We start from the raw sequence: 19557 nt of genomic DNA on the forward strand, positions 1-19557 counted from the left end.
GGAATATACATTCGGCTTATCACTTTCCTTCAATAGTAATACTGATTTCAAACTCTTGCTTTACTGGATATCTATAGATTTTAGCTGAATACCAGTTATTGAGTTCGTTTGACTGAAATAAACGTTCAATTTCTTTCCTGGAAGCATCATCGGTATAGCTTAGAAAATCAATTTTTTCAATCGTATTTTCTTTTCCTACTGTTACGCGAAGCCTGTTTTCTCCTTTCTCTGCATTCGTCTGCACCTTAAAATTTTCAAATAAAATTTTTCGGAAATTGTTTATTCCTCCTTTAAAAGCAGCCTCAGTAGGTCCAAATCTTTCTATATCATCAATACAATTTCCATTTTCTTGCTGACACTTTTCCAATGTTGCCCAAGCCACAGATTTCAATGAATCAATTACTTTTCTTTCTTCTGGTGTAGGTGGAAGTATTTTTATATGCTCTAATGTCGATATATAATGAACTAATGAAACCCTCCTTGATCCACAACCAAAAAGGAAAGATAATAACATCAGTATCAAAATAATTTTCTTCATCAGCAATCAACTAATTGATGGTCTATTTTAATCCACAAAATAAGTATCCGGCTTCTTCAATTCCCCTTGAGGAATTCCTGCCTGCTCAAAAATAGAAAACTCAATCGTACGGCAGATGCTGTTTAAAGCAAGATCATTTTCCTCTTCACCAAAAGGTTCTCCAATCTCCTGAATAATAGCGTCAAGAGCAATAAAGGTGTAGCTGATCAATAAAACGATTAAAGGCATCATCCATCCCAAAGTATCTACCAGCCCGAAAGGAAGCCAGAAACAATATAGATACACGGTACGATGTAGCAAAACACTGTAAGCAAAAGGTAATGGAGTATTATAAATTCTCTCACACCCACCGGAAATAGTAGAAAACTGGTTCAGCTGATGGTCCATGGAAGTCATGACAATAGTGTCTATATTTCCTTTTTTATTCTGTACGTTGAGCCAATCTGCAATAAAGCCTAAAATAATATTGGGAATGAATTTTTTATTCTTCACCATTTCCAGTTGTTCGGGCGAAAGCAATCTCTCAAGATGCTCTGTCCCGGATTTATCTCTCAACTGAAAGTTCAGTGACCAGGAAAATGCAGAAATCAGTTTGATCATTCTCTCTTTTTCCTCTTTAGCTTCTGGAGAAGAATCATTTACTAAGAATAAAATCTGCCTTGTTAATGATCTTGTTTCAATCACAAGTAATCCCCAAAGTTTCCGGCCTTCCCAGAAACGGTCATAGCTTGCAGAGTTACAGAAACCCATAAATATGGCAAGTGCCAGTCCTATCAATGTAAAAATAGTAGGATTAAGATGCACTTTATAATCAAAGATTCTCCCTTTGAAAAAATAGATCGCCAAAGAAAACAGCGTGATGATGGAAAGCTGAACAATAATTTTCTTTAATACGGAGCCTCTCCATATAAATAACATTTTCAGCCAATTCGTACGCTGTCTAACGATCATTTGTGTGGATGTTTATTAATTAAAGACTAAGAAAAGCCGCCCCGAAAGACAAAACGGAAATAATAATTCCTGCCATAAAGATCTTATAGGTAATGGATAAAAGCTTGTATTTCCTGTTAAGAACTTTCCCCAGGTAATACAGATCTTTCACCATAGAATCATAGATATAATCCCTATCCTTAATGAGGTCTTTCATGGCATTGTTATAATCGTCAAACAACATCTGCTGAAAGTTCCCAAAGAACAGCAGGTTTACTTTTCTGTTGGCGATATCCTCAGACGTAAAAGTTGATTTTGTGACATTCGGTTTTGTGGACAGAATCGCAAATATGATCGTCAATACGCTTGATAACAATAATATGAAACTTGGAAGAATCAGATGTGAATTTTTAGGAGCATCCAGCTTCGGTACTAATACAGAAAGACAAACTGAAATAATAATGGCATTTACCGATAAAAGAATATTGGCTTTACTGTCTGCAATATCACTTAATCTTGTATGATTGTTCAGTGTAACTCTGAATAGGGTATCTACACTTCTGTCTGATTTTTCCTTTTCTTTTTTACCTTCCGAAACCTCCTTTTTATTTTCTTTTTTCTCCTCTTCTTTTTCCAGCTTCTTCTCGATTTTTTTAATATTTTTCTTTTTCAGCGGTTCCCAGTTTTCTTTAGCATAATCCGTATAAAAAGTATGCTTATTTTTCAGCATGTCCAGATTTCCGGCATTCCATTCTTCATTGGAAAAACATCTTACATTGGTAAGTTCCCATTCTTTTCTTAAAGCATCGGAAATATCACTGTAATCATGCCCTGCAAAATGGCTGAAATCTGCATCCTTTACAATTTTTTCAAGTAAATTCTGAGGTTCGTAATGTATTTTCGTTGCCAGAATCAGTTTTTCAACATCTGCAATATAGTTTTCAGGATAGTTTTGCTCGTGTAAAAAGGCTTTCATGACCTCTACACTTCTTTCCTCATGGTTCAGCGCACATTCTATATACCCTGTATCATGAAACCATAATGCAACGAGTACCTTCTCCTGATCCTCTTCAGAAACAGGAGTGTTTTTCATGATTTCCTCAGCCTTATTAACTGTATAGGCAGTATGGATAAAATTATGATAAAAATATACTGAAGATAACTTATCTTTGAATAAGATTTCAACATAATTTTTAGCTTTTTGTAAAATGCTCATCCCTGAAATTTTGTTAATGTAAATTTATGAATTTATCCTTTAAAACTCATCTAAAAAATACTTCTATTGTTCTTCGAACGGTAATGTCCGCAGGAGTCCTTTATTCCTGTGCTACCTATAACGTACAAAAGGGCAAAAACTTATTTGAAGTAAAAGATTCCGAAATAAAATCTGAAAATGATTTTAAACTCTTTCTGATTGGAGATGCAGGAAACTCGGATGAACCTCAGGCACAAAAAACACTTAATTTACTGAAAAGTAAGCTGGATTCTGCCAACAGTAACTCTATGCTGGTCTTTCTGGGCGATAATATCTACCCCAATGGGATGCCTAAAGAAACAGATAAAGATTACGCCACAGCGAAACAAAAACTGGAAAACCAACTCTCCATTACCAAAAATTTTAAAGGAAAAACTCTTGTGATTCCGGGAAACCATGACTGGTACAGTGGATTGGAAGGATTGAATACCCAGGAAGGGCTGGTTAAAAATTATCTTGATGATAAAAAAGCATTCCTTCCTAAAAATGGCTGTCCTATTGATGACATCAACATTTCTAAAGATATCAAACTTATTGCTATTGATTCGGAATGGGTGATCGCCAACTGGGACAATTATCCTGGAATCAACAAAAACTGTAATATCAAAACCCGTGAAGATTTTTTCACAGAGTTTAAAGATCTGATCATTAAAAATCAGGGTAAAAAAATCATTGTTGCCCTACACCATCCCATCATCAGCAGCGGAACACATGCAGGATTTAACTCTGCAAAATCTCATCTCTTTCCTTTAAAGAGTAAAGTTCCTGTTCCTGTAGTGGCAAGTGTCATCAATATATTAAGGAGTTCCTCAGGCGCAAGTCCTGAAGATATTAATAATCAACATTATGCAGATCTGGCCAACCGACTAAAAAGTATTGTTCAGGATAAGGAAAACATTATTTTCGTATCCGGTCATGACCATAATCTGCAATATCACGAAGATGGAAATTTAAGACAGATCATTAGTGGAGCAGGTTCTAAAACAGATCCTTCTACCATTGTAGAAAAAACAGACTTTTCCTACGGGGGCAGTGGCTTTGCGGTTTTAAATTTCAGAAAAGATGAAAGCACAGATGTAGAGTATTTTTCTACTAAAGATGCTCAGCTTCAAAAATTGACTCATATTTCCGTGATTTCCAAACCGGATGTGTTTGTCAATAATTTCCCAAATTCTTTTCCTGCAACATTCTCTTCAACTATTTACCCGGTACCGCTTACCGAAAAAAGAAAGTTTTACCGTTGGCTTTGGGGGGATCATTACAGAAGATATTACGGAATTCCCATTGAAGCTCCGACGGCTAATCTTTCAGAATTGAACGGAGGATACATTCCTTTCAGAGAAGGTGGAGGAAACCAGTCCAACAGTTTGCGATTGAAGTCTGCAGACGGACAGGAATTCGTGATGCGCGGCGTGAAAAAAAGTGCGATCCGTTTCTTAAATAATATGGCTTTCCAGAAAAGTACACTGGGAGAAGAACTTGCAGATACGTATCCTGAAAAATTCTTACTTGACTTTTATACCACTAATCATCCATTTACACCGTTTACCATTGGGAATATGTCTGAAAAACTGGGCATTTTCCACAGTAATCCAAAACTGTACTACATTCCTAAACAACGCGCTTTGGATAGATATAACGAAAATTACGGGGATGAAATGTATATGATTGAAGAACGTTTTTCTTCAGATCCTAAAACATTGGCTTATCTTGATAATGCAAAAGATATTGTTTCTACCGATGATGTATTAAAAAACCTCAGCAAGAGTAATAAATATTCTGTTGACAGAGAATCTTATATCAGAGCAAGGTTATTTGATATGCTTATCGGAGACTGGGACAGACATTCAGACCAATGGAAATGGGCACAATATGAAGAGGGTGATAAAGTGATTTATAAACCCATTCCAAAAGACAGAGATCAGGCATTCAGTAAATATGATGGAGCAGCCTTTAAAATCATTATGAATGTTCCTGCTATCCGTCATATGAAAACCTTTACAGAAGACATCAGCAGTGTAAAGTGGCTTGCTATGGAACCTTATCCGATGGATCTTGTATTCTTAAAAGGTTCAGATCAGAATGAGTGGGAAACCCAGGCAAAATATATTCAGGAACATCTTACGGATGCGGATATTGATGATGCTTTCCATAACCTCCCGAAAGAAGTGCAGGATGACACCATTGCTGAAATCCAGAGAAAACTGAAAATAAGAAAAACAAAGCTACAAAGCTATGCAGCTCAATACTATGATGTATTGCTGAAAAAAGTTCCTTTGGCAGGAACGGTAAACCCTGATAAGTTTGTCATCACCAAAAACGGACATTCTGTGATGGTACAGCAATACAAGCTTGGTAAAAATAAAGACCAGAATGAACTTGTTTTTGAAAAGACGTATCATGATTCGAAAACAAAAGAATTATGGATCTACGGACTTGAAGATGATGATACTTATGTAGTAACTGGAAGCGGAAGTCCTAAAATGAATATCAGACTGATTGGCGGATATAACCATGATACCTATAACGTTGCGGATGGAAGAAAAGTGAAAATCTATGATTTTAAATCTCAGAAAAACACTTACAATTCCGGAAATGCAACCAAAAACATTACGGATGATTATGACATCAACAGCTATAATTATAAGCACCCCAAATATAATTCCGTTGCAGGATACCCAAACCTGGATTACAACCCGGATGATGGTGTCATTGTAGGAGTTTTAGCTAATTATACGGTGAATAATTTTATCCGTGATCCATTTACTCAAAGACACAGTTTAAAAGCTAATTTTTATACAGCAACTGCAGGATTTAGCCTGACTTACAAAGGGGTATTTAAAAAGGCAATCTCAGGTTGGGATATCAATCTTGATGCATTTTATACAACTCCGAGGTTCTCTCAAAACTTCTTTGGACTTTCCAATGAAAGCGAGTATGATAAGGAGGATACAGAAAGAGAATACAACAGAGCCAGAATATCTAAGTTTAACTTCGCTCCTTCTATTTCTCAAAAGAGCTGGATGAACCTCAGCCATCAGTTTCAACTGACTTTTGAGGATAATAAAGTACAGAGAAAAGCTGACCGTTTCATCAATCAGTCACCGGATGTCAGACCTGGTGTATTTAACAGCCAGCAGTTTGTGGGAGCCAATTATACCTTTGGCTATAAAAATGCAGATAATGCAGCCTTCCCTACTCTTGGACTGGAATTTATGCTGAATGCAGACTGGAAAGCAACACTTTCTGATTTTAATAAGAATTTCGTAACCGTAAAAGGAAAGCTTGCCATTGACCACAGGATTGATAAAAAGGGAACATTTGTGTTCGCTAATTCCAGCAATGTGATGTGGATTAATAATAATAATTTTGAATTTTATCAGGCTGCAGCTATCGGAGGTAATAATGGAATGAGAGCCTTCAGAAATGAAAGATTCTCAGGAAGATCCTATTTTACCAATAACTCAGAAATCCGATGGGATTTTGGACGGGTAAGAAATAATATTGTTCCTGCGAACATGGGAATTCTTATCGGATATGATATCGGCCGTGTATGGAATGACAATGAAAACTCTAGAAAATGGCATCAGTCTGCCGGTGCCGGAGTATGGCTGAGTATTGTGGAAATGATGTCTGCGAGGTTGAATTATTTCTATGGCTCAGATGGTGGAAGAATTTCTGCCGGAGTGGGAATGAAATTTTAATCTGATAAATTAAAAAAAAACAATTCTCATTTTCGAACAGGTACTGCAATCCAACACTCAACATAAAACACTGTTTAACAACATATTAAACTATTTAAAATAAAAAATTTGAAAAAATTTCAATTTTAATAAAATTTAATAATTCAAATTTTCAACTCACATTTTTTACTGATAAAATAAATATGGCCTTTAATTAAAGGCCATATTTTCAGCTATATAAGTCAAAACCAGACATAGTTCAATATGATTATCAATTCCTTAAAAAATAGACATTTTAAAAACATTTTATATTTGTGGCAACAAAAAATCAACAAATGATGAAAAAAAAACTATTGTATATGACTTTATTTGTCATGTTCATTCAGTTAAATGCACAGATAGGGATTAAGACACCGACTCCTCAACATACATTGCATGTCAACGGTTCACTGCAGGTGGTTAAAGATCTTAATGTGGGTGGAGATGACAGAACAAAGGGAAATTCCGGAAACAAAGGTGAAGTTTTAATGTCAAATGGAGCAGGTAATGCACCTGTTTGGAAAACAATTGAGTCAGAAAACTTTCTAAAGGTGGTTTATGTCGGAAACAAAACAGACATCAGCCCAGTCAGTGGAAGTTATACAGGTACGCATTCTACACCAGTCAATACCCATGAAAGTTATTCACAGACCTATGTTTTTAATGTGAGTAATAAGATCGATACGGCTTATTTAACTTATAATTCTACAACAGGGCTTTTCACAGTAGTAAAACCTGGATTTTACAATATTGTTCCTTATGCTACTTATGATCTTAATTTAAATCCATCAGGACAAACTGCAGGAACAGCTAACTCATACATACAAAAAGTTTCTCCTGCACTCACAACGTTAGCAGGCATATCTACGGGCCATGGAGAGCGTACAACGGGATTGAATCATAATCTTTCCTCTATTAACTTTTTCAATGCAGGAGAAACATTCAGAATACGCTGCCGTTATACTCAGAACTTCAGATTATCCAGCGGAAATATTCATATCTCTTACCTTACTCCCTAAGCACTACAAACGTCAATCACTTCATTAACATTTCATATATTTAAAAACCCCACAGATTTCTCTGTGGGGTTTGATTTTTTATAGAGGTTTGTTTATTACAAAGAAAAAGTATACACATTTCCACCTTCATCTTTCCCTTTCTCATCTGCGATCATTAATGTCTTATCATCAAAGAAAACAACGGCTTCCTTCTGAGAATTATGATGTAAAGGGATTTTCTGGATTTTTGCAGTACTGAAATTGTCTGCTGTAAATCCGGTAAGAACGTGAACATTTTTATGGGTAAGCAATACAATCTTATCTTTTGTACTGTTGACGCTGGCAGAGGTAATAGCAGCATCGTTATACCCTCCATCAAGTTTTAACCTTCCTATTAACCTTGCTTCAAAATCGCCTTCTTTATTGGGTACCTGGAATACAAGGAAAGTTCCATCAAAACCTTTGCTTCTGTTTTTGGTGAATAAGTAAAAATTTCCGTCCATTTCCACAAAACCTTCACAATCGTACAAAAGATTTGATTTTTTGGGAGGAAACTCCGTCTGTCCCTGATAATGGAATTTTGTAGTCTGAACAACCTTGGCCACAATTTGTTTGGTATCTTTCAAATCTGTTTTTAAGATGGCCAGATCCTGTCGGTTATTGTCATTATTCCCAAAATCTCCGATATAAATATTTCCCTGGGGATCAGATATGATATCTTCCCAGTCTGTATTTTCAGCATTTTCTACCGGTATTTTTGCCAGCATATCGCCTTTATCACTTAGCCCGTATATTGCATTTTTATTTCCTCTGTCTTCTATCGCCCAGATTGTTTTCTTATCCTTTGACAAAGTAATTCCGGAAACTTCCTTCAACTTCTTGGGTAAGGAAAACTGTACTTTCAATTCGTCTTCCTTAGCAGGAGAATTCTGGGCTTTTGGATTGCAGCTTAACAAAAGCAAGGCGGGTAAAATAAGAAAGCGTAACATATTTATATTTTATTTTTTTAACTGAAGATAAGAAGCATTAATTGTTCCAATCGGCAACTATGAAAGTTTTTTTGCCTTTTCCCAAAGAACATCCATTTCTTCCAGAGACATATCTGCCAGTTTTAAATCCCGTTCCCCGGCAAGGTCTTCCATCTTTTGAAATCTTGAAATAAACTTCAGATTGGTTCTTTCCAATGCAGAATCGGGATTGATTCCTGAAATTCTTGCATAATTGATAAGTGAGAAGAAAACATCCCCCAACTCCTGTTCTTTTTTATCCAAATCCGTTTCAGCATGAAACTCCTGAATTTCTTCATCTACCTTTTTCCAGGCATCTTCTGCATCATGAAACTCAAAACCTATCCCTTTCACCTTATCCTGAATTCTGTAAGCTTTTACCAAACTTGGAAGACTTTTCGGAACTCCACCTAAAATAGATTTGTTTCCTTCTTTCAATTTTAATTTTTCCCAGTTCTGTTTCACTTCTTCCTCATCTTTTACATCAACATCTCCATAGATATGAGGATGACGGAAAATCAGCTTTTCATTAAGGGAATTGATAACATCTGCTATGTCAAAACTTTCTTTTTCAGAACCGATTTTAGCATAAAAAACCAAATGAAGCAAAACATCACCCAATTCTTTTTTTATTTCCTGTAAATCTTCCTGTAAAATAGCATCTGAAAGTTCGTAGGTTTCTTCAAGGGTAAGATGGCGAAGTGATTGGAATGTCTGTTTCTGATCCCATGGACATTTTTCACGCAAATCATCCATAATATCCAGTAATCTTCCGAAGGCCTCCAGTTTCTCTTGTTTCGTATTCATAAATAATGGGAAATTCAATCTTATACAAATGTAAGGGATATTCGGACATCATTACAAACGTTGGAAGTAAAAGTTGCAAAGTGCAGAATCCGGATAGATTCAATATGTAAACCCAACAGGATCTCGAAACCTGCTAGGTTTGGAATATTAGCATCAATTATTTTTTGCCTTGAAAAAAACAAAAAACCTTGTCCGGAAATTCCAGACAAGGTTTTGTATTTTTAATTCAAAAATGAATTATCCTTGTTTTCTGTGTGTACTTTTCGGAGCTGATTTTGCAGCTGAAGTAGCTTTTACTTTTGGAGCGGCTGGCTTTTCTGCTTTTGGAGCCGCTTTCTTAGCTTCTTTTTCAATGCTTACTTCTTCAGCTGGTTCTCCTTCCAAAGTTTCAGGCTCTGCTTTTACAAAGCTATCAGGAGTAATATATCCTGCTTTCTGAAGAATGTTATACCATTGAGCCAATTTCTTGATATCAGAAGAATATACTCTTTCTGTATCATAGTTAGGAAGTGATTCCAGCATAAAATCTTTCAGATCTGCATCAGAAGATTTGTGAGAGATTGTTTCCTTATAATCGTTGTTTTTAGCAATATTTTCAAATACTTCAAACAAAGGAACTTCTTTCTCAAATGTAAACATGGCAATATTATCCAATAAACTTACCTGGCTTGAGTTTCCAATGCTTACTTTTTTCTTTGAGGTAACATCTTCAATGATGAATCCGTTTCTTAATTGAGAAACTAATTTGAAAAGTCCTGGTTTTCCAGAAATTGAAATTATTTTTTCTAACAGCATAATTTTATTTTTTGTAAATTCTGCAATCAGCACTAGCTTTTTGCTTTTTATTATTCGTTTTAATCCTTATTTAATTATTTTGGAAATCTCATTTTGTAACCGATGTTCACGTCACCCTGAGAGATTTTGGTCAGCTTACCTTTTACGAGTTTCTTCTTCAGAGCGCTCAAGTGGTCGGTAAACAGAACTCCTTCAATGTGGTCATATTCATGCTGAATTACGCGGGCTCTAATATCGGAAAAAGTTTCTGTATGTTTCACAAAATTTTCGTCATAATATTCAATAACGATTGTTCCTTTTCTTTTCACATCTTCTCTTACATCCGGAATAGAAAGACAGCCCTCATTGAACTTCCATTCTTCCCCTGACTCTTCAAGAATCTGCGCATTAATGAATACTTTTTTGAACTCCGCCAACTCATCTTTAATATCTTCATAATCCTCATCTTCTGCAAGAGGCGTCACATCTATTACAAACAGACGGATATCCAAACCAATCTGTGGCGCTGCAAGACCTATGCCATTTGCACTGTACATGGTTTCGAACATGTTATCTATCAGTTCCTGTAATTCGGGATAATCTTTGTCTATATCTTTTCCCACTTTTCTCAAAACAGGATCCCCAAAAGCTCTTATCGGTAATATCATCTTAATCTTTGTTCTAAAAAATTCTGCAATATAATTGTTGCACTTACTTTATCTATTAATCCTTTTTCCTGCCTCTTTTTCTTGTTTTTTCCACTTTGGGAAATAAAAAAAGAAGCCATTTTGGAGGTAAATCTTTCATCAAAACGGTGAACTGCAATATCCGAAAATTCTTTTTTAAATTCTTCTATGAATTTTAAAATATCGGTTTCAACTTCTGAAACATTTCCTTTCAAATCTATGGGAAGCCCAACTACTACTTCATCCACCTTATTTTCATTGAAATATTTTTTCAAAAATTCCATTAAAAAACGGTTCTCCACAGTCTCCAGCCCACTGGCTATAATCTGCATATCATCGGTTGCAGCGATACCACAACGAGCCTTTCCGTAGTCTATTGCAAGGATTTGTCCCATAAGTTTGCAAATTTAGTAAAATTTACTGATTTTATTCATAACGCAGTTTTTTTATATAAATCATGTTTTATTCCATTATTTTTTTATAATTTTAATCTTCCAAAAAACAATTATATGAAGAAACTCATCCTCGTTAGACATGCAAAAAGCGACTGGCCGGAGGAAACGGAGGACTTTGACAGACCTTTGGCAGACAAAGGTTTGGAGGATGCTATGCACATGTCCAGATTCCTGAAAAGCAATAATATTTCCATTGATCATTTTGTGTCCAGCCCCGCGGTTCGTGCACTGAATACCTGTAAAATCTTTAATCAGGCCTATCAGCTGAACTGTTCAACTGATGAAAAACTATATAACCCTTCGGAAAGAAGCTTTGAATCTGTAATTTATGATCTGGATGACAACCTGAATTCAGTTGCGTTCTTCTCTCACAATAATGGAATTTCCAATTTTGCCAATTCCATTTCTGAAGATATTTTCCATTTCCCCACTTGCGGAGTTGCAGGTTTTGAAGTAGACTGTGAATCCTGGTCAGAATTCGATGGTGCTAAAAAGAAACTTCTTTTCTTTTATGAACCAGGGAAAATATAATTTCACTTTTCTATTTTTTTATGTCACAATAATTACCCTTCTTTTCTCTTGTCAGAAACAGAAGAAAAATTACTATGAATCTATTGCATTCAATGACATCAAACTTTCCTCTTCTCCCAAACCCGGAAGCTGGCGGTATAATCATGATGAACATTTCCAGACATTTGAAGATTTTCAAAAATTAAAAAAGATAAAACCACAGCCCGGAAAAAATATCATTTATCTTCAGCCTATAGGAACATTCGATGAACTTCAGAAAAAAGAAATAATCCTCACAAAGGAATATTTAAAAACATATTACCAACTGGAGACCAAAATACTACCAGCACTGCCTAACACGATATTTCCTGAAAATGTAAGAAGAATTTCGAAGGAAGGGAATGAACAGATTCTTGCAGAATATGTACTGGATAGCATTCTGATCAAAAGAAAACCTAAAGATGCTGTAGTACTGATGGGAATTACAGAAAAAGATCTTTTTCCAAGACCGGAATGGAACTATGTTTTCGGACTGGCATCTTATGAAAAAGGTCTAGGGGTAACGTCAATGTATAGATTTGCAAGCGGTCATTTAAGCGATTCCAACTTTAATGAGAGTTTTCTGAGATTAATAAAGATCAGTTCTCATGAGATCGGACATATGTTTGGAATAAGCCATTGTCTGAATGCCAACTGCGTGATGAATGGAACCAATACGCTTACTGAAACAGATTATCACCTCGCAAGAGCATGTTCACTCTGCCAGAGAAAACTCAATTCAAGTATCCATTATGATCCTAAGAAAAGACTTCGTGAATTGAAAAATTTCTTTGAAAAGCAACATCTTAACACAGAACTTTCCCTATCACAGCAAGACCTGAATCTTGTACAATAAACCAACATCCTTTTACCGACCGCCTATTCCCCTCCTCCAGAGGTGGCAAAAAATTTATTTTTTGAAGGGGTGATTAGCTTCGCCTAAAGCCATTATCGTTGTAAACATGAAAAAACGGTGTTCGTTCTTGAACTGGTATTTGTAACCTTTCAGCTTATGCTCAGGATGATAGCCCGTTTCTATTGAATTATTTCAGTTCTCATTTTCAATGATCATTAAAATGAGTGTTATCTGTGAATAAATTTGTGGCATTCGTGGTTAACAAACAAAAAAGAACGGATCAAAGCCCGTTCTCTATAAAATATCTTATGTAATTTCGATTTTATTTCTTCTTCAAATCCAGATCATCAAAATCAAAACTAAAATCCGTCACATCAGAGATCGCTTTCAATTTTGCAGATTCTGCTTTTCCGTTTTCGTCATAGCTGAAAATAATATAGGCATCTGCATCATAGCTTCTGTCGTCCCATTTAATAATAAAAGAATTATTAGAGTATGGAAGTAATTCTCCTTTTAATCTTGGAGAGTTTTTGCACGAAATTCTGTAGCTATTTCCCTGCTGAGCAATCTCTACATCACCAAACCAAATATCATTATATGTCCCTGTGAACTGTTCTGCTTTTGGCTGCAGTGCTTTTTCTTTTTTGAAGGCTTCGGATTTTGCAAAAGCATCTTTCTTTTGTTTGCTGAATTCGGCTTCCATTTTAGCCATTCTTTCGCCATAGGTTTTCAGCCAGTTTCTGTCGGCTACCCCAAGATAAGAATCTTTCACGGTATTCGTAATAGTATTGAAAGCGGCTCCTGACTGTTGGTTCGTCAAGACTACAATTCCCAGTTTCATATCCGGAATTAATGTAAACTGTGTTACCGTTCCGATCAATCCACCGGTATGCTGTACCTGCTTGTGTCCTTTAACATCACTTAAAAACCATCCTAAACCGTATCCATAGAAACTTGTATCATAAGGATTTTTTGCAGCCACTCTATCCGGAATCTGCAGACTCCAAAGTTGTTGAACATTCTTATCCGAAACCAGTTTTTTACCATCTTTTGTGGTGAAGTTATTCAACAGACATTCCGCCCACGTGGTCATGTCTTTAATGTTACTCATAATTCCTCCTGCTGCATTGCCCGTCTCATTCCAGTCGTGAGGAACAGCAATTGCTTTTCCGTCTACAGGAGCGTGTGCATCAATTTTATTAGCTATAGCTTTTGCTCTGTTATAGCTTCCGAAACTTGAAGTCATGCCTACAGGCTTCATAATTCTTTGCTCAATAAATTCTGCCCAGCTTAATCCCGAAACTCTGTGAATGACCTCTCCGGCTACAATAAACATGATATTGTTATAATCCAATTTTGTTCTGAAAGGATTTTCCGGTTTCAGGTATCTCACATTATGAACAATATCATTAACAGTCAAATTTCCTCCTTCAGGAAAGAACATAAGATCTCCCTGGCCAAGTCCTAATCCCGCTCTGTGAGTAATAAGATCTTTGATCGTTACATTTTGAGAAACGTAGGGATCATACATTTGAAACTCAGGAATATATTTTGAAACTTTATCATCCCAGTTCAGTTTTCCTTCATCTGCTAAGATGGCTAATGCTGTACAGGTAAAGCCTTTTGAGTTGGAAGCAATGCCTACCAGCGTATTGTCATCCATTGGCTGCTTTGTGGTAAGAGAACGCACCCCAAACCCTTTGGAGTAAATCATTTTGCCATCTTTCACAATTCCTACCGACATTCCCGGTACATCAAAGGTTTTCAGGGTATTTTGGATCAGTTCGTCCAGCTTTTTTTCTTCAACCTGCGCATTGGCCAATCCTACGGTCAAAAGAAAAATGAAAAAAGAAAGTTTCTGTTTCATTGTTTATTTTAATTTTCCCAAATTTACTAAATATTAAACGATGCTCATTTTAGCCCACGCTAAAACTTTACGATAAATCAGTTGTATTCATGAAAAAGCCTATTTGTATCTGTATTTTCTCTCTTTTCGCAGTCAGCGGTATCAAAGCCCAGGACAGAACTTCAAACCCTTTACTTTTGCAGACCTGGAATCTAAGTAAAATGGACACTTATATCTATACTTACGAAAAACAGGATGGTTTTGAGGCAAGAAGAGAAGGAATCAGATTTCAGAAAAATGGAAAAATCACAGGAAATCTAATTAAATCTACCTTAAGATATGATACCCTGGAAGAACCTGTAAATAAGAAAAACGAAAAGCCAGACCGTTATATCGGGAGCTGGAAAAAAGCTTCAGATTCTACAGTAACGTTGGTTTTCCCTTCTAATACCAATATGACCGGTACTTTTGTTATTTCAAAGCTTACAGAGAATCAACTGAAACTTAAAAAGGTCTTCAGTGCAGATATTGAAAAGAAACTTGATTCTATAAGGAAAACAAAAAATATTACTGATTAGCTTCTCCTGTGAATTGATAAAAGCTTCTTTATATTTGCAGTCTTAAAAATGGCAGTACATGACAAAAGTTCTTCTTCTTTCCGATTCCCATTCTTATATTGATGACCGTATCCTTGAATATGCTTCTCAGGCTGACGAAGTATGGCATTGTGGAGATTTCGGAAGTCTGGATGTCATTGAACAGCTGGAAAAAATAAAACCATTGAGGGGTGTTTACGGAAACATTGATAATGCCAAAATCCAGGCAGAATTTCCGGAAGTGAACCGTTTCTTTTGTGAAAAACTGGAAGTTCTGATGATCCATATCGGAGGTTATCCAGGAAAATATACTACACTTACAAAAAAAGAAATTGCAGAAAAAGCTCCGAAATTATTTATTTCAGGTCATTCCCATATTTTAAAAGCAATGTATGACCAGAAAAACAGTCTTCTTCATCTCAACCCGGGAGCTTGCGGAAAACAGGGTTGGCATAAAGTGAGAACAATGATGCGCTTTGTGGTGGATGGTGAGGAAATCAAAGATCTGGAGGTCATAGAACTGGGACCAAGAGTGTGATGAGGAAGAGTATGTGAAAGTTGGAGGGTTTGAGTGTTGAAAAGTTCGAAGGTAGAGGAGTTTGTGTTCATCCGTTTTACTTTTTACCTTTGCACAAATAATGGCTCACAGAAGTCTTGAAAAATATGAAAATTGGCGATAAGGTTTCGGTAGTAGATGAAGATTTAAGCGGAGTAGTTACTTCCGTGAAGGGTAATATTGTCGTTTTTAAAGACGAATATGGTTTTACTCATCAGTATCCCAAAGAAAAACTGGTTCCTAAAGATGCTGATCTTTATGAAAATATCAGAGTCGTAAGAAAAGCGGAGCCTAGAAAAATCATTTCTAAAAAACATCAGAAAAATCATTTGGTTTTAGACCTGCATTTTCATAATTTGGTAAAGAATCCCAATGATTATGACAGTTTTGAAAGATTGTTTATTCAAAAGGAAAAACTGATTGAAGTGATTGAGTTTTGCAGAAAAAACAATCTGAAGAGACTTGAAATTGTTCACGGCATTGGCGACGGGACTTTACAGAGGATGGTTCGGGATGTATTGGAAAGCCAGGTTAATATTGATTTTTATAATAAGGAAATACTTCACCATCAATCGGGTGCGGTAATGGTAGAATTTCACTAAATTTGCAGGAATTGAAATATGAACGTACTTAATTTACTTTTTACCAAAGACGGATTAATCTATCAGATTGTTAAAAACAAAAACATTCTGGAAGAAAAGTCTTATTTCGTTACTGAAGAGACACCAGCCAGTCTTATTGACCAAAAGCTGGATGAAGTTCTTATAAAGCAGCGCTATGACGAAATCCATGTGATTTCAGCATTGAACCACTTTACCCTGATGCCGGAAGGTTTTTCTGAGCATGATGCAGGATTTGATTTAATTGCCTTCAATGCTCCTACCGACAGAGAGAAAGAAGAACTGATGCTTTCTATCAACAAAAAATTCAATATTCAGTTTTATTATACGTTCCCGAAAAACTACTATAAGAAAATAAAAGAACTGGCAATACCGGTTCATTTTAATTTCTCCGGGGAAAAGTTTTTAAGTTCAATCAATAATAAAACGAATAAGGAAATTCATATCAATCTGTATCACAATCAATGTGAGTTTTTTGCGATTGATAATAAGAAAATCATCCTTTATAATAATCTGGATGTCAATTCTGAAGTAGATTTCCTTTACTTCATTATGTTTACATTGAGCAAGATCGGTTTCGGAATCAATGAAACCAGCTTTTATGCTTATGGAGAAACGACGGAAAATGAAACGTTTATTTCCGAACTTCAGAAATTTGTTAAAAATCTGAAAATTGTCTTTGACAATATTCCCAATAAGAATTTTATACTTAACTAGGTTTCAGGCCGCAGGTAATAGGGATCAGAATCCAAACATATTACCCAATACCTAAAATCTATTACCCAAACCCTAACAAAAATATGTTCAGAATAATATCAGGCAAATGGAAAGCCAAAAAAATTGCAGCTCCTAAAAACTTTGAAGTAAGACCTACCACCGATTTTGCGAAAGAGGCTTTATTCAGCATTCTGGAAAATAAATACGATATGCAGTCGATTTCCGTGCTTGATCTTTTTGCAGGAATTGGCTCTATCACCTTTGAATTTGCTTCCAGAGGATGTCAAAATGTAACGTCTGTAGAATTGAATCCGAAGCATACCGCCTTTATAAATACCACTGCATCTGAGCTTGACATGGCACTTCAGATCAATGTACAGCGAGGAGATGTTTTCGACTGGCTGAAAAAATTCAGAAATAAAAAATCTTTTGAGATTGTTTTTTCTGATGCTCCTTTTGAAATGGAAGAGAAAAAATACCACGAGCTGATTTCTCTTGTTTTAAACAATAAATACCTTAAGGAAAACGGAGTTCTTATTGTAGAGCACCAAAGTCGTATGAAACTTGACCATCCCAATTTAATAGATACCCGAAAATACGGAAATGTAAGTTTCAGTTTTTTTGAACCCAATAAAGAAGATAATCAGGAACTTTAATTCCTGATTATTTTTTTTGAGATGACCGGAGATTCTTCGCCCCATTTTGTTATAGCTTCTAAAACAGGTAAAAGCGTCTTTCCAAAGTCCGTTAATTCATATTCTACCACTAAAGGAGGTTTTTCTGTAAAAACTTTTCTGTCCACAATTCCGTCTTCTTCCAGTTGTTTTAGCTGTAAACTCAATGTTCTTTCCGTAATAGTAGGAATAGACTTTCTTATCTCGTTATAACGCTTAGCACCGCCAATAAGGTGATGTAAAATTACTGCTTTCCATTTCCCTCCGATAAATTTCATCGTAACGCTGGTACAGCAGGGATAGGATTTATTATCTATTGTATACATTTTTATACTATCATTTTTTACCGTTATTGCAAAGTTAGGAAACTTAAATTAATTTTGTAACTATAAAAATGATAGTATAAAATTATGAACTTTTTAGACCAAATGAAAAACAGGTATACTGTAAAAAAGTATAATCCACAGGGAAAAATCAGTGAAGAACAAATTGCAATGCTTCAGGAGATTTTAAACTTAAGTCCTTCCTCCATTAACAGCCAGCCATGGAATTTTATTTTCGTTAATGATCCGCAACTGAAAAAGGAATTGGGTGACAAGTCTTATTTTAATAAAGAAAAAGTACTGGATAGTAGTCATGTAATTGTTTTTCAAGTGATCAGAAACATAGAAAACTTTGAAAAGCAAATTGAAGAAAACCTTCCTGAAGGTTCTGTTAATTATTACCGAACGATGGTAAAACCTAAGGGAGAAGAAGCAATAAAATCATGGCTTGGTCATCAGGTATATTTATCATTAGGAGTTCTTTTGTCTGCATGCGCAGCAATGGGAATAGATTCTACTCCAATGGAAGGAATTGAACCGGAGGGTTATGATGCTGTTCTGAATAATGAAAAATATGAAACCTTATTTGCCGTAGCCATCGGACAGAGAGATGAAGCAGATGCTAATCAGCCGAAATTCAATCCGAAGAAAAGGCTGAATGCTGAAAAAGTAATTATAGAGGCGTAACATAAACACAAATTTCACAATCTCTTTCACAAAGGCCTAATAATAAAGTCTGCTTCAATATGAGGCAGACTTTTTATTTATAATACTTTCAATTCTAAATCGATGGTTTTTCCAAAGAACTTCTTGGAGATCTTTTCAAAATTCTTGGTAAGATCGGAAAGGTAGAAGTGATAATTCGGCTGGTGATTGTTATCATTTAAAAGACTATACTTATCCAGAATAATCTTCAAATGGTTAGCCACAATATTCGGAGAATCTATTACACGGACTCTGTTTCCATAATACTGCTTGATTTCATCTATTAAAAGAGGATAATGGGTACAGCCCAGAATCAAGGTCTCAATATTCTTCAGTTTACTGTTACTCAAGTAATTGTAGATTATAGCATGGGTGATCGGATGGTTTTTAAATCCTTCTTCAATGGCAGGAACCAGTAATGGTGTTGCCAGTTCATCCACTTTGATCCATTTATTATGTTTTCTGATGCTCTTTTTATATAATCCTGAATTCACGGTTGCTTTGGTAGCAATGACGCCTACATTATTATGGATTTCGTATGATACTTTTTCAGCAACAGGGTTAATAACGTCTATTACAGGTACTTTTCCCGCAACAGACTGCATCACTTCATTTAAAGCATTAGCCGTTGCCGTATTACAGGCAATGACAATGGCTTTACAGTTCTGCTCCAGCAGAAAATTGGTGATCTTTGTAGAATATTCAATAATCGCTTCCTTGGATTTTTCTCCGTAAGGAAGGTGCTTTGTATCTCCAAAGTAAATAAGGTCTTCGTGAGGCAGAAGTCTTTTAATTTCTTTGGCAACGGTAAGACCTCCTACTCCACTATCAAAAATTCCGATAGGCTGGTTGGGTGAAAGATGTGAATAATCTTGTTTTTTCGTTTTCAAATGAGTTGAAATTTTATACAAAAATAGTGAATTTTATGGCATGCTGTATACAT

At 35.7% G+C, this 19557-nt stretch carries 21 protein-coding genes; 10 read left to right on the plus strand and 11 right to left on the minus strand.

From position 1 onward, the window contains the following. Nucleotides 1–19 precede the first annotated feature (19 nt). From KBP46_RS11220 to KBP46_RS11230, 3 genes are read right to left on the minus strand one after another with little or no spacing between them, the layout of a single operon-like run. Nucleotides 20–538 (minus strand): hypothetical protein, encoded by a 519-nt coding sequence (locus KBP46_RS11220; RefSeq protein WP_216445387.1) that lies wholly within the window; start codon nt 536–538, stop codon nt 20–22. Between the two features lie 27 nt (nt 539–565). Further along, nucleotides 566–1489 (minus strand): bestrophin family protein, encoded by a 924-nt coding sequence (locus KBP46_RS11225; protein ID WP_216445388.1) that lies wholly within the window; start codon nt 1487–1489, stop codon nt 566–568. Between the two features lie 19 nt (nt 1490–1508). Next, complete coding sequence (locus KBP46_RS11230) at nt 1509–2684, minus strand: Pycsar system effector family protein (RefSeq protein ID WP_123278974.1); 1176 nt, start codon at nt 2682–2684, stop codon at nt 1509–1511. A gap of 26 nt (nt 2685–2710) precedes the next feature. On the opposite strand from KBP46_RS11230, the gene KBP46_RS11235 reads away from it, so the two are divergent. Together KBP46_RS11235 and KBP46_RS11240 are read left to right on the plus strand one after the other, a co-directional pair. Next, nucleotides 2711–6427 (plus strand): metallophosphoesterase, encoded by a 3717-nt coding sequence (locus KBP46_RS11235; protein ID WP_216445389.1) that lies wholly within the window; start codon nt 2711–2713, stop codon nt 6425–6427. A gap of 314 nt (nt 6428–6741) precedes the next feature. Continuing rightward, nucleotides 6742–7464 carry a hypothetical protein gene (locus tag KBP46_RS11240; protein WP_216445390.1) on the plus strand — a complete coding sequence of 241 codons (723 nt, stop codon included), beginning with the start codon at nt 6742–6744 and terminating at the stop codon, nt 7462–7464. Nucleotides 7465–7559: 95 nt separating this feature from the next. Here the strand turns inward: KBP46_RS11240 and KBP46_RS11245 are convergent, their stop codons facing one another. The 5 genes from KBP46_RS11245 to ruvX all read right to left on the minus strand — a co-directional run bounded on the left by KBP46_RS11245 (nt 7560) and on the right by ruvX (nt 11112). Continuing rightward, the gene (locus tag KBP46_RS11245) at nt 7560–8432 is read right to left on the minus strand and encodes an SdiA-regulated domain-containing protein (protein ID WP_216445391.1); all 873 of its coding nucleotides are present in this window, start codon (nt 8430–8432) and stop codon (nt 7560–7562) included. 57 nt (nt 8433–8489) lie between these two features. Beyond that, complete coding sequence (mazG, locus tag KBP46_RS11250) at nt 8490–9257, minus strand: nucleoside triphosphate pyrophosphohydrolase (RefSeq protein WP_216445392.1); 768 nt, start codon at nt 9255–9257, stop codon at nt 8490–8492. Between the two features lie 237 nt (nt 9258–9494). Then, the gene (locus KBP46_RS11255; protein WP_062675600.1) at nt 9495–10052 is read right to left on the minus strand and encodes a DUF5606 domain-containing protein; all 558 of its coding nucleotides are present in this window, start codon (nt 10050–10052) and stop codon (nt 9495–9497) included. 74 nt (nt 10053–10126) lie between these two features. Further along, a complete protein-coding gene (gene def, locus KBP46_RS11260) occupies nt 10127–10699 on the minus strand; it encodes a peptide deformylase (RefSeq protein ID WP_034693378.1) in 573 nt (190 codons plus the stop codon). Beyond that, entirely contained in the window at nt 10696–11112 is a 417-nt protein-coding gene (gene ruvX, locus KBP46_RS11265; RefSeq protein WP_062675601.1) for a Holliday junction resolvase RuvX, read from the minus strand. Before ruvX ends, def begins: the two co-directional genes overlap by 4 nt. Nucleotides 11113–11226: 114 nt before the next feature. Here ruvX and KBP46_RS11270 point away from each other — a divergent pair, with 114 nt between their 5' ends. After that, the gene (locus KBP46_RS11270; RefSeq protein ID WP_103234333.1) at nt 11227–11703 is read left to right on the plus strand and encodes a histidine phosphatase family protein; all 477 of its coding nucleotides are present in this window, start codon (nt 11227–11229) and stop codon (nt 11701–11703) included. Continuing rightward, nucleotides 11684–12577 (plus strand): archaemetzincin, encoded by an 894-nt coding sequence (locus KBP46_RS11275; protein ID WP_216445393.1) that lies wholly within the window; start codon nt 11684–11686, stop codon nt 12575–12577. Before KBP46_RS11270 ends, KBP46_RS11275 begins: the two co-directional genes overlap by 20 nt. 322 nt (nt 12578–12899) lie before the next feature. Here the strand turns inward: KBP46_RS11275 and KBP46_RS11280 are convergent, their stop codons facing one another. Next, nucleotides 12900–14444 carry a serine hydrolase gene (locus KBP46_RS11280; protein WP_120233358.1) on the minus strand — a complete coding sequence of 515 codons (1545 nt, stop codon included), beginning with the start codon at nt 14442–14444 and terminating at the stop codon, nt 12900–12902. Between the two features lie 89 nt (nt 14445–14533). Between KBP46_RS11280 and KBP46_RS11285 the strand changes: the two genes are divergently transcribed. From KBP46_RS11285 to KBP46_RS11305, 5 genes are all read left to right on the plus strand, one after another. After that, nucleotides 14534–15001 (plus strand): hypothetical protein, encoded by a 468-nt coding sequence (locus KBP46_RS11285; protein ID WP_123278980.1) that lies wholly within the window; start codon nt 14534–14536, stop codon nt 14999–15001. Nucleotides 15002–15059: 58 nt separating this feature from the next. Then, nucleotides 15060–15557, plus strand: a complete 498-nt coding sequence (locus KBP46_RS11290; RefSeq protein ID WP_216445394.1) for a metallophosphoesterase — start codon at nt 15060–15062, stop codon at nt 15555–15557. Nucleotides 15558–15682: 125 nt separating this feature from the next. Then, nucleotides 15683–16177 carry a Smr/MutS family protein gene (locus KBP46_RS11295; protein ID WP_120233355.1) on the plus strand — a complete coding sequence of 165 codons (495 nt, stop codon included), beginning with the start codon at nt 15683–15685 and terminating at the stop codon, nt 16175–16177. Nucleotides 16178–16195: 18 nt separating this feature from the next. Then, nucleotides 16196–16912, plus strand: coding sequence for a DUF3822 family protein (locus KBP46_RS11300; RefSeq protein ID WP_120233354.1), 717 nt, complete (start codon nt 16196–16198; stop codon nt 16910–16912). Between the two features lie 83 nt (nt 16913–16995). Then, entirely contained in the window at nt 16996–17568 is a 573-nt protein-coding gene (locus KBP46_RS11305) for an RsmD family RNA methyltransferase (RefSeq protein ID WP_062675611.1), read from the plus strand. Here KBP46_RS11305 and KBP46_RS11310 read toward each other — a convergent pair. Continuing rightward, the gene (locus KBP46_RS11310; protein WP_034693356.1) at nt 17565–17912 is read right to left on the minus strand and encodes a helix-turn-helix domain-containing protein; all 348 of its coding nucleotides are present in this window, start codon (nt 17910–17912) and stop codon (nt 17565–17567) included. The two genes, KBP46_RS11305 and KBP46_RS11310, sit on opposite strands and share 4 nt — an antisense overlap. A gap of 84 nt (nt 17913–17996) precedes the next feature. On the opposite strand from KBP46_RS11310, the gene KBP46_RS11315 reads away from it, so the two are divergent. Further along, nucleotides 17997–18596, plus strand: a complete 600-nt coding sequence (locus tag KBP46_RS11315) for a nitroreductase family protein (RefSeq protein WP_202843725.1) — start codon at nt 17997–17999, stop codon at nt 18594–18596. A 77-nt stretch (nt 18597–18673) separates the two neighbouring features. On the opposite strand, the gene murI is transcribed toward KBP46_RS11315, so the two are convergent. Beyond that, complete coding sequence (gene murI, locus KBP46_RS11320) at nt 18674–19504, minus strand: glutamate racemase (RefSeq protein WP_062675613.1); 831 nt, start codon at nt 19502–19504, stop codon at nt 18674–18676. Nucleotides 19505–19557: the final 53 nt, after the last annotated feature.

The organism is Chryseobacterium sp. PCH239 (genome assembly GCF_018924625.1).
GTDB lineage: Bacteria > Bacteroidota > Bacteroidia > Flavobacteriales > Weeksellaceae > Chryseobacterium > Chryseobacterium cucumeris.

Coding starts and splice junctions, on each gene's coding strand:
- KBP46_RS11280 (WP_120233358.1), bottom strand. CDS start 14,444: ATGAAACAGAAACTTTCTTTTTTCATTTTTCTTTTGACCGTAGGATTG.
- KBP46_RS11315 (WP_202843725.1), top strand. CDS start 17,997: ATGAACTTTTTAGACCAAATGAAAAACAGGTATACTGTAAAAAAGTAT.
- KBP46_RS11235 (WP_216445389.1), top strand. CDS start 2,711: ATGAATTTATCCTTTAAAACTCATCTAAAAAATACTTCTATTGTTCTT.
- KBP46_RS11285 (WP_123278980.1), top strand. CDS start 14,534: ATGAAAAAGCCTATTTGTATCTGTATTTTCTCTCTTTTCGCAGTCAGC.
- KBP46_RS11295 (WP_120233355.1), top strand. CDS start 15,683: ATGAAAATTGGCGATAAGGTTTCGGTAGTAGATGAAGATTTAAGCGGA.
- KBP46_RS11240 (WP_216445390.1), top strand. CDS start 6,742: ATGATGAAAAAAAAACTATTGTATATGACTTTATTTGTCATGTTCATT.
- KBP46_RS11275 (WP_216445393.1), top strand. CDS start 11,684: ATGAACCAGGGAAAATATAATTTCACTTTTCTATTTTTTTATGTCACA.
- KBP46_RS11225 (WP_216445388.1), bottom strand. CDS start 1,489: ATGATCGTTAGACAGCGTACGAATTGGCTGAAAATGTTATTTATATGG.
- KBP46_RS11290 (WP_216445394.1), top strand. CDS start 15,060: ATGACAAAAGTTCTTCTTCTTTCCGATTCCCATTCTTATATTGATGAC.
- KBP46_RS11245 (WP_216445391.1), bottom strand. CDS start 8,432: ATGTTACGCTTTCTTATTTTACCCGCCTTGCTTTTGTTAAGCTGCAAT.
- mazG (WP_216445392.1), bottom strand. CDS start 9,257: ATGAATACGAAACAAGAGAAACTGGAGGCCTTCGGAAGATTACTGGAT.
- KBP46_RS11270 (WP_103234333.1), top strand. CDS start 11,227: ATGAAGAAACTCATCCTCGTTAGACATGCAAAAAGCGACTGGCCGGAG.
- KBP46_RS11305 (WP_062675611.1), top strand. CDS start 16,996: ATGTTCAGAATAATATCAGGCAAATGGAAAGCCAAAAAAATTGCAGCT.
- KBP46_RS11255 (WP_062675600.1), bottom strand. CDS start 10,052: ATGCTGTTAGAAAAAATAATTTCAATTTCTGGAAAACCAGGACTTTTC.
- KBP46_RS11230 (WP_123278974.1), bottom strand. CDS start 2,684: ATGAGCATTTTACAAAAAGCTAAAAATTATGTTGAAATCTTATTCAAA.
- KBP46_RS11300 (WP_120233354.1), top strand. CDS start 16,196: ATGAACGTACTTAATTTACTTTTTACCAAAGACGGATTAATCTATCAG.
- KBP46_RS11310 (WP_034693356.1), bottom strand. CDS start 17,912: ATGTATACAATAGATAATAAATCCTATCCCTGCTGTACCAGCGTTACG.
- def (WP_034693378.1), bottom strand. CDS start 10,699: ATGATATTACCGATAAGAGCTTTTGGGGATCCTGTTTTGAGAAAAGTG.
- ruvX (WP_062675601.1), bottom strand. CDS start 11,112: ATGGGACAAATCCTTGCAATAGACTACGGAAAGGCTCGTTGTGGTATC.
- KBP46_RS11220 (WP_216445387.1), bottom strand. CDS start 538: ATGAAGAAAATTATTTTGATACTGATGTTATTATCTTTCCTTTTTGGT.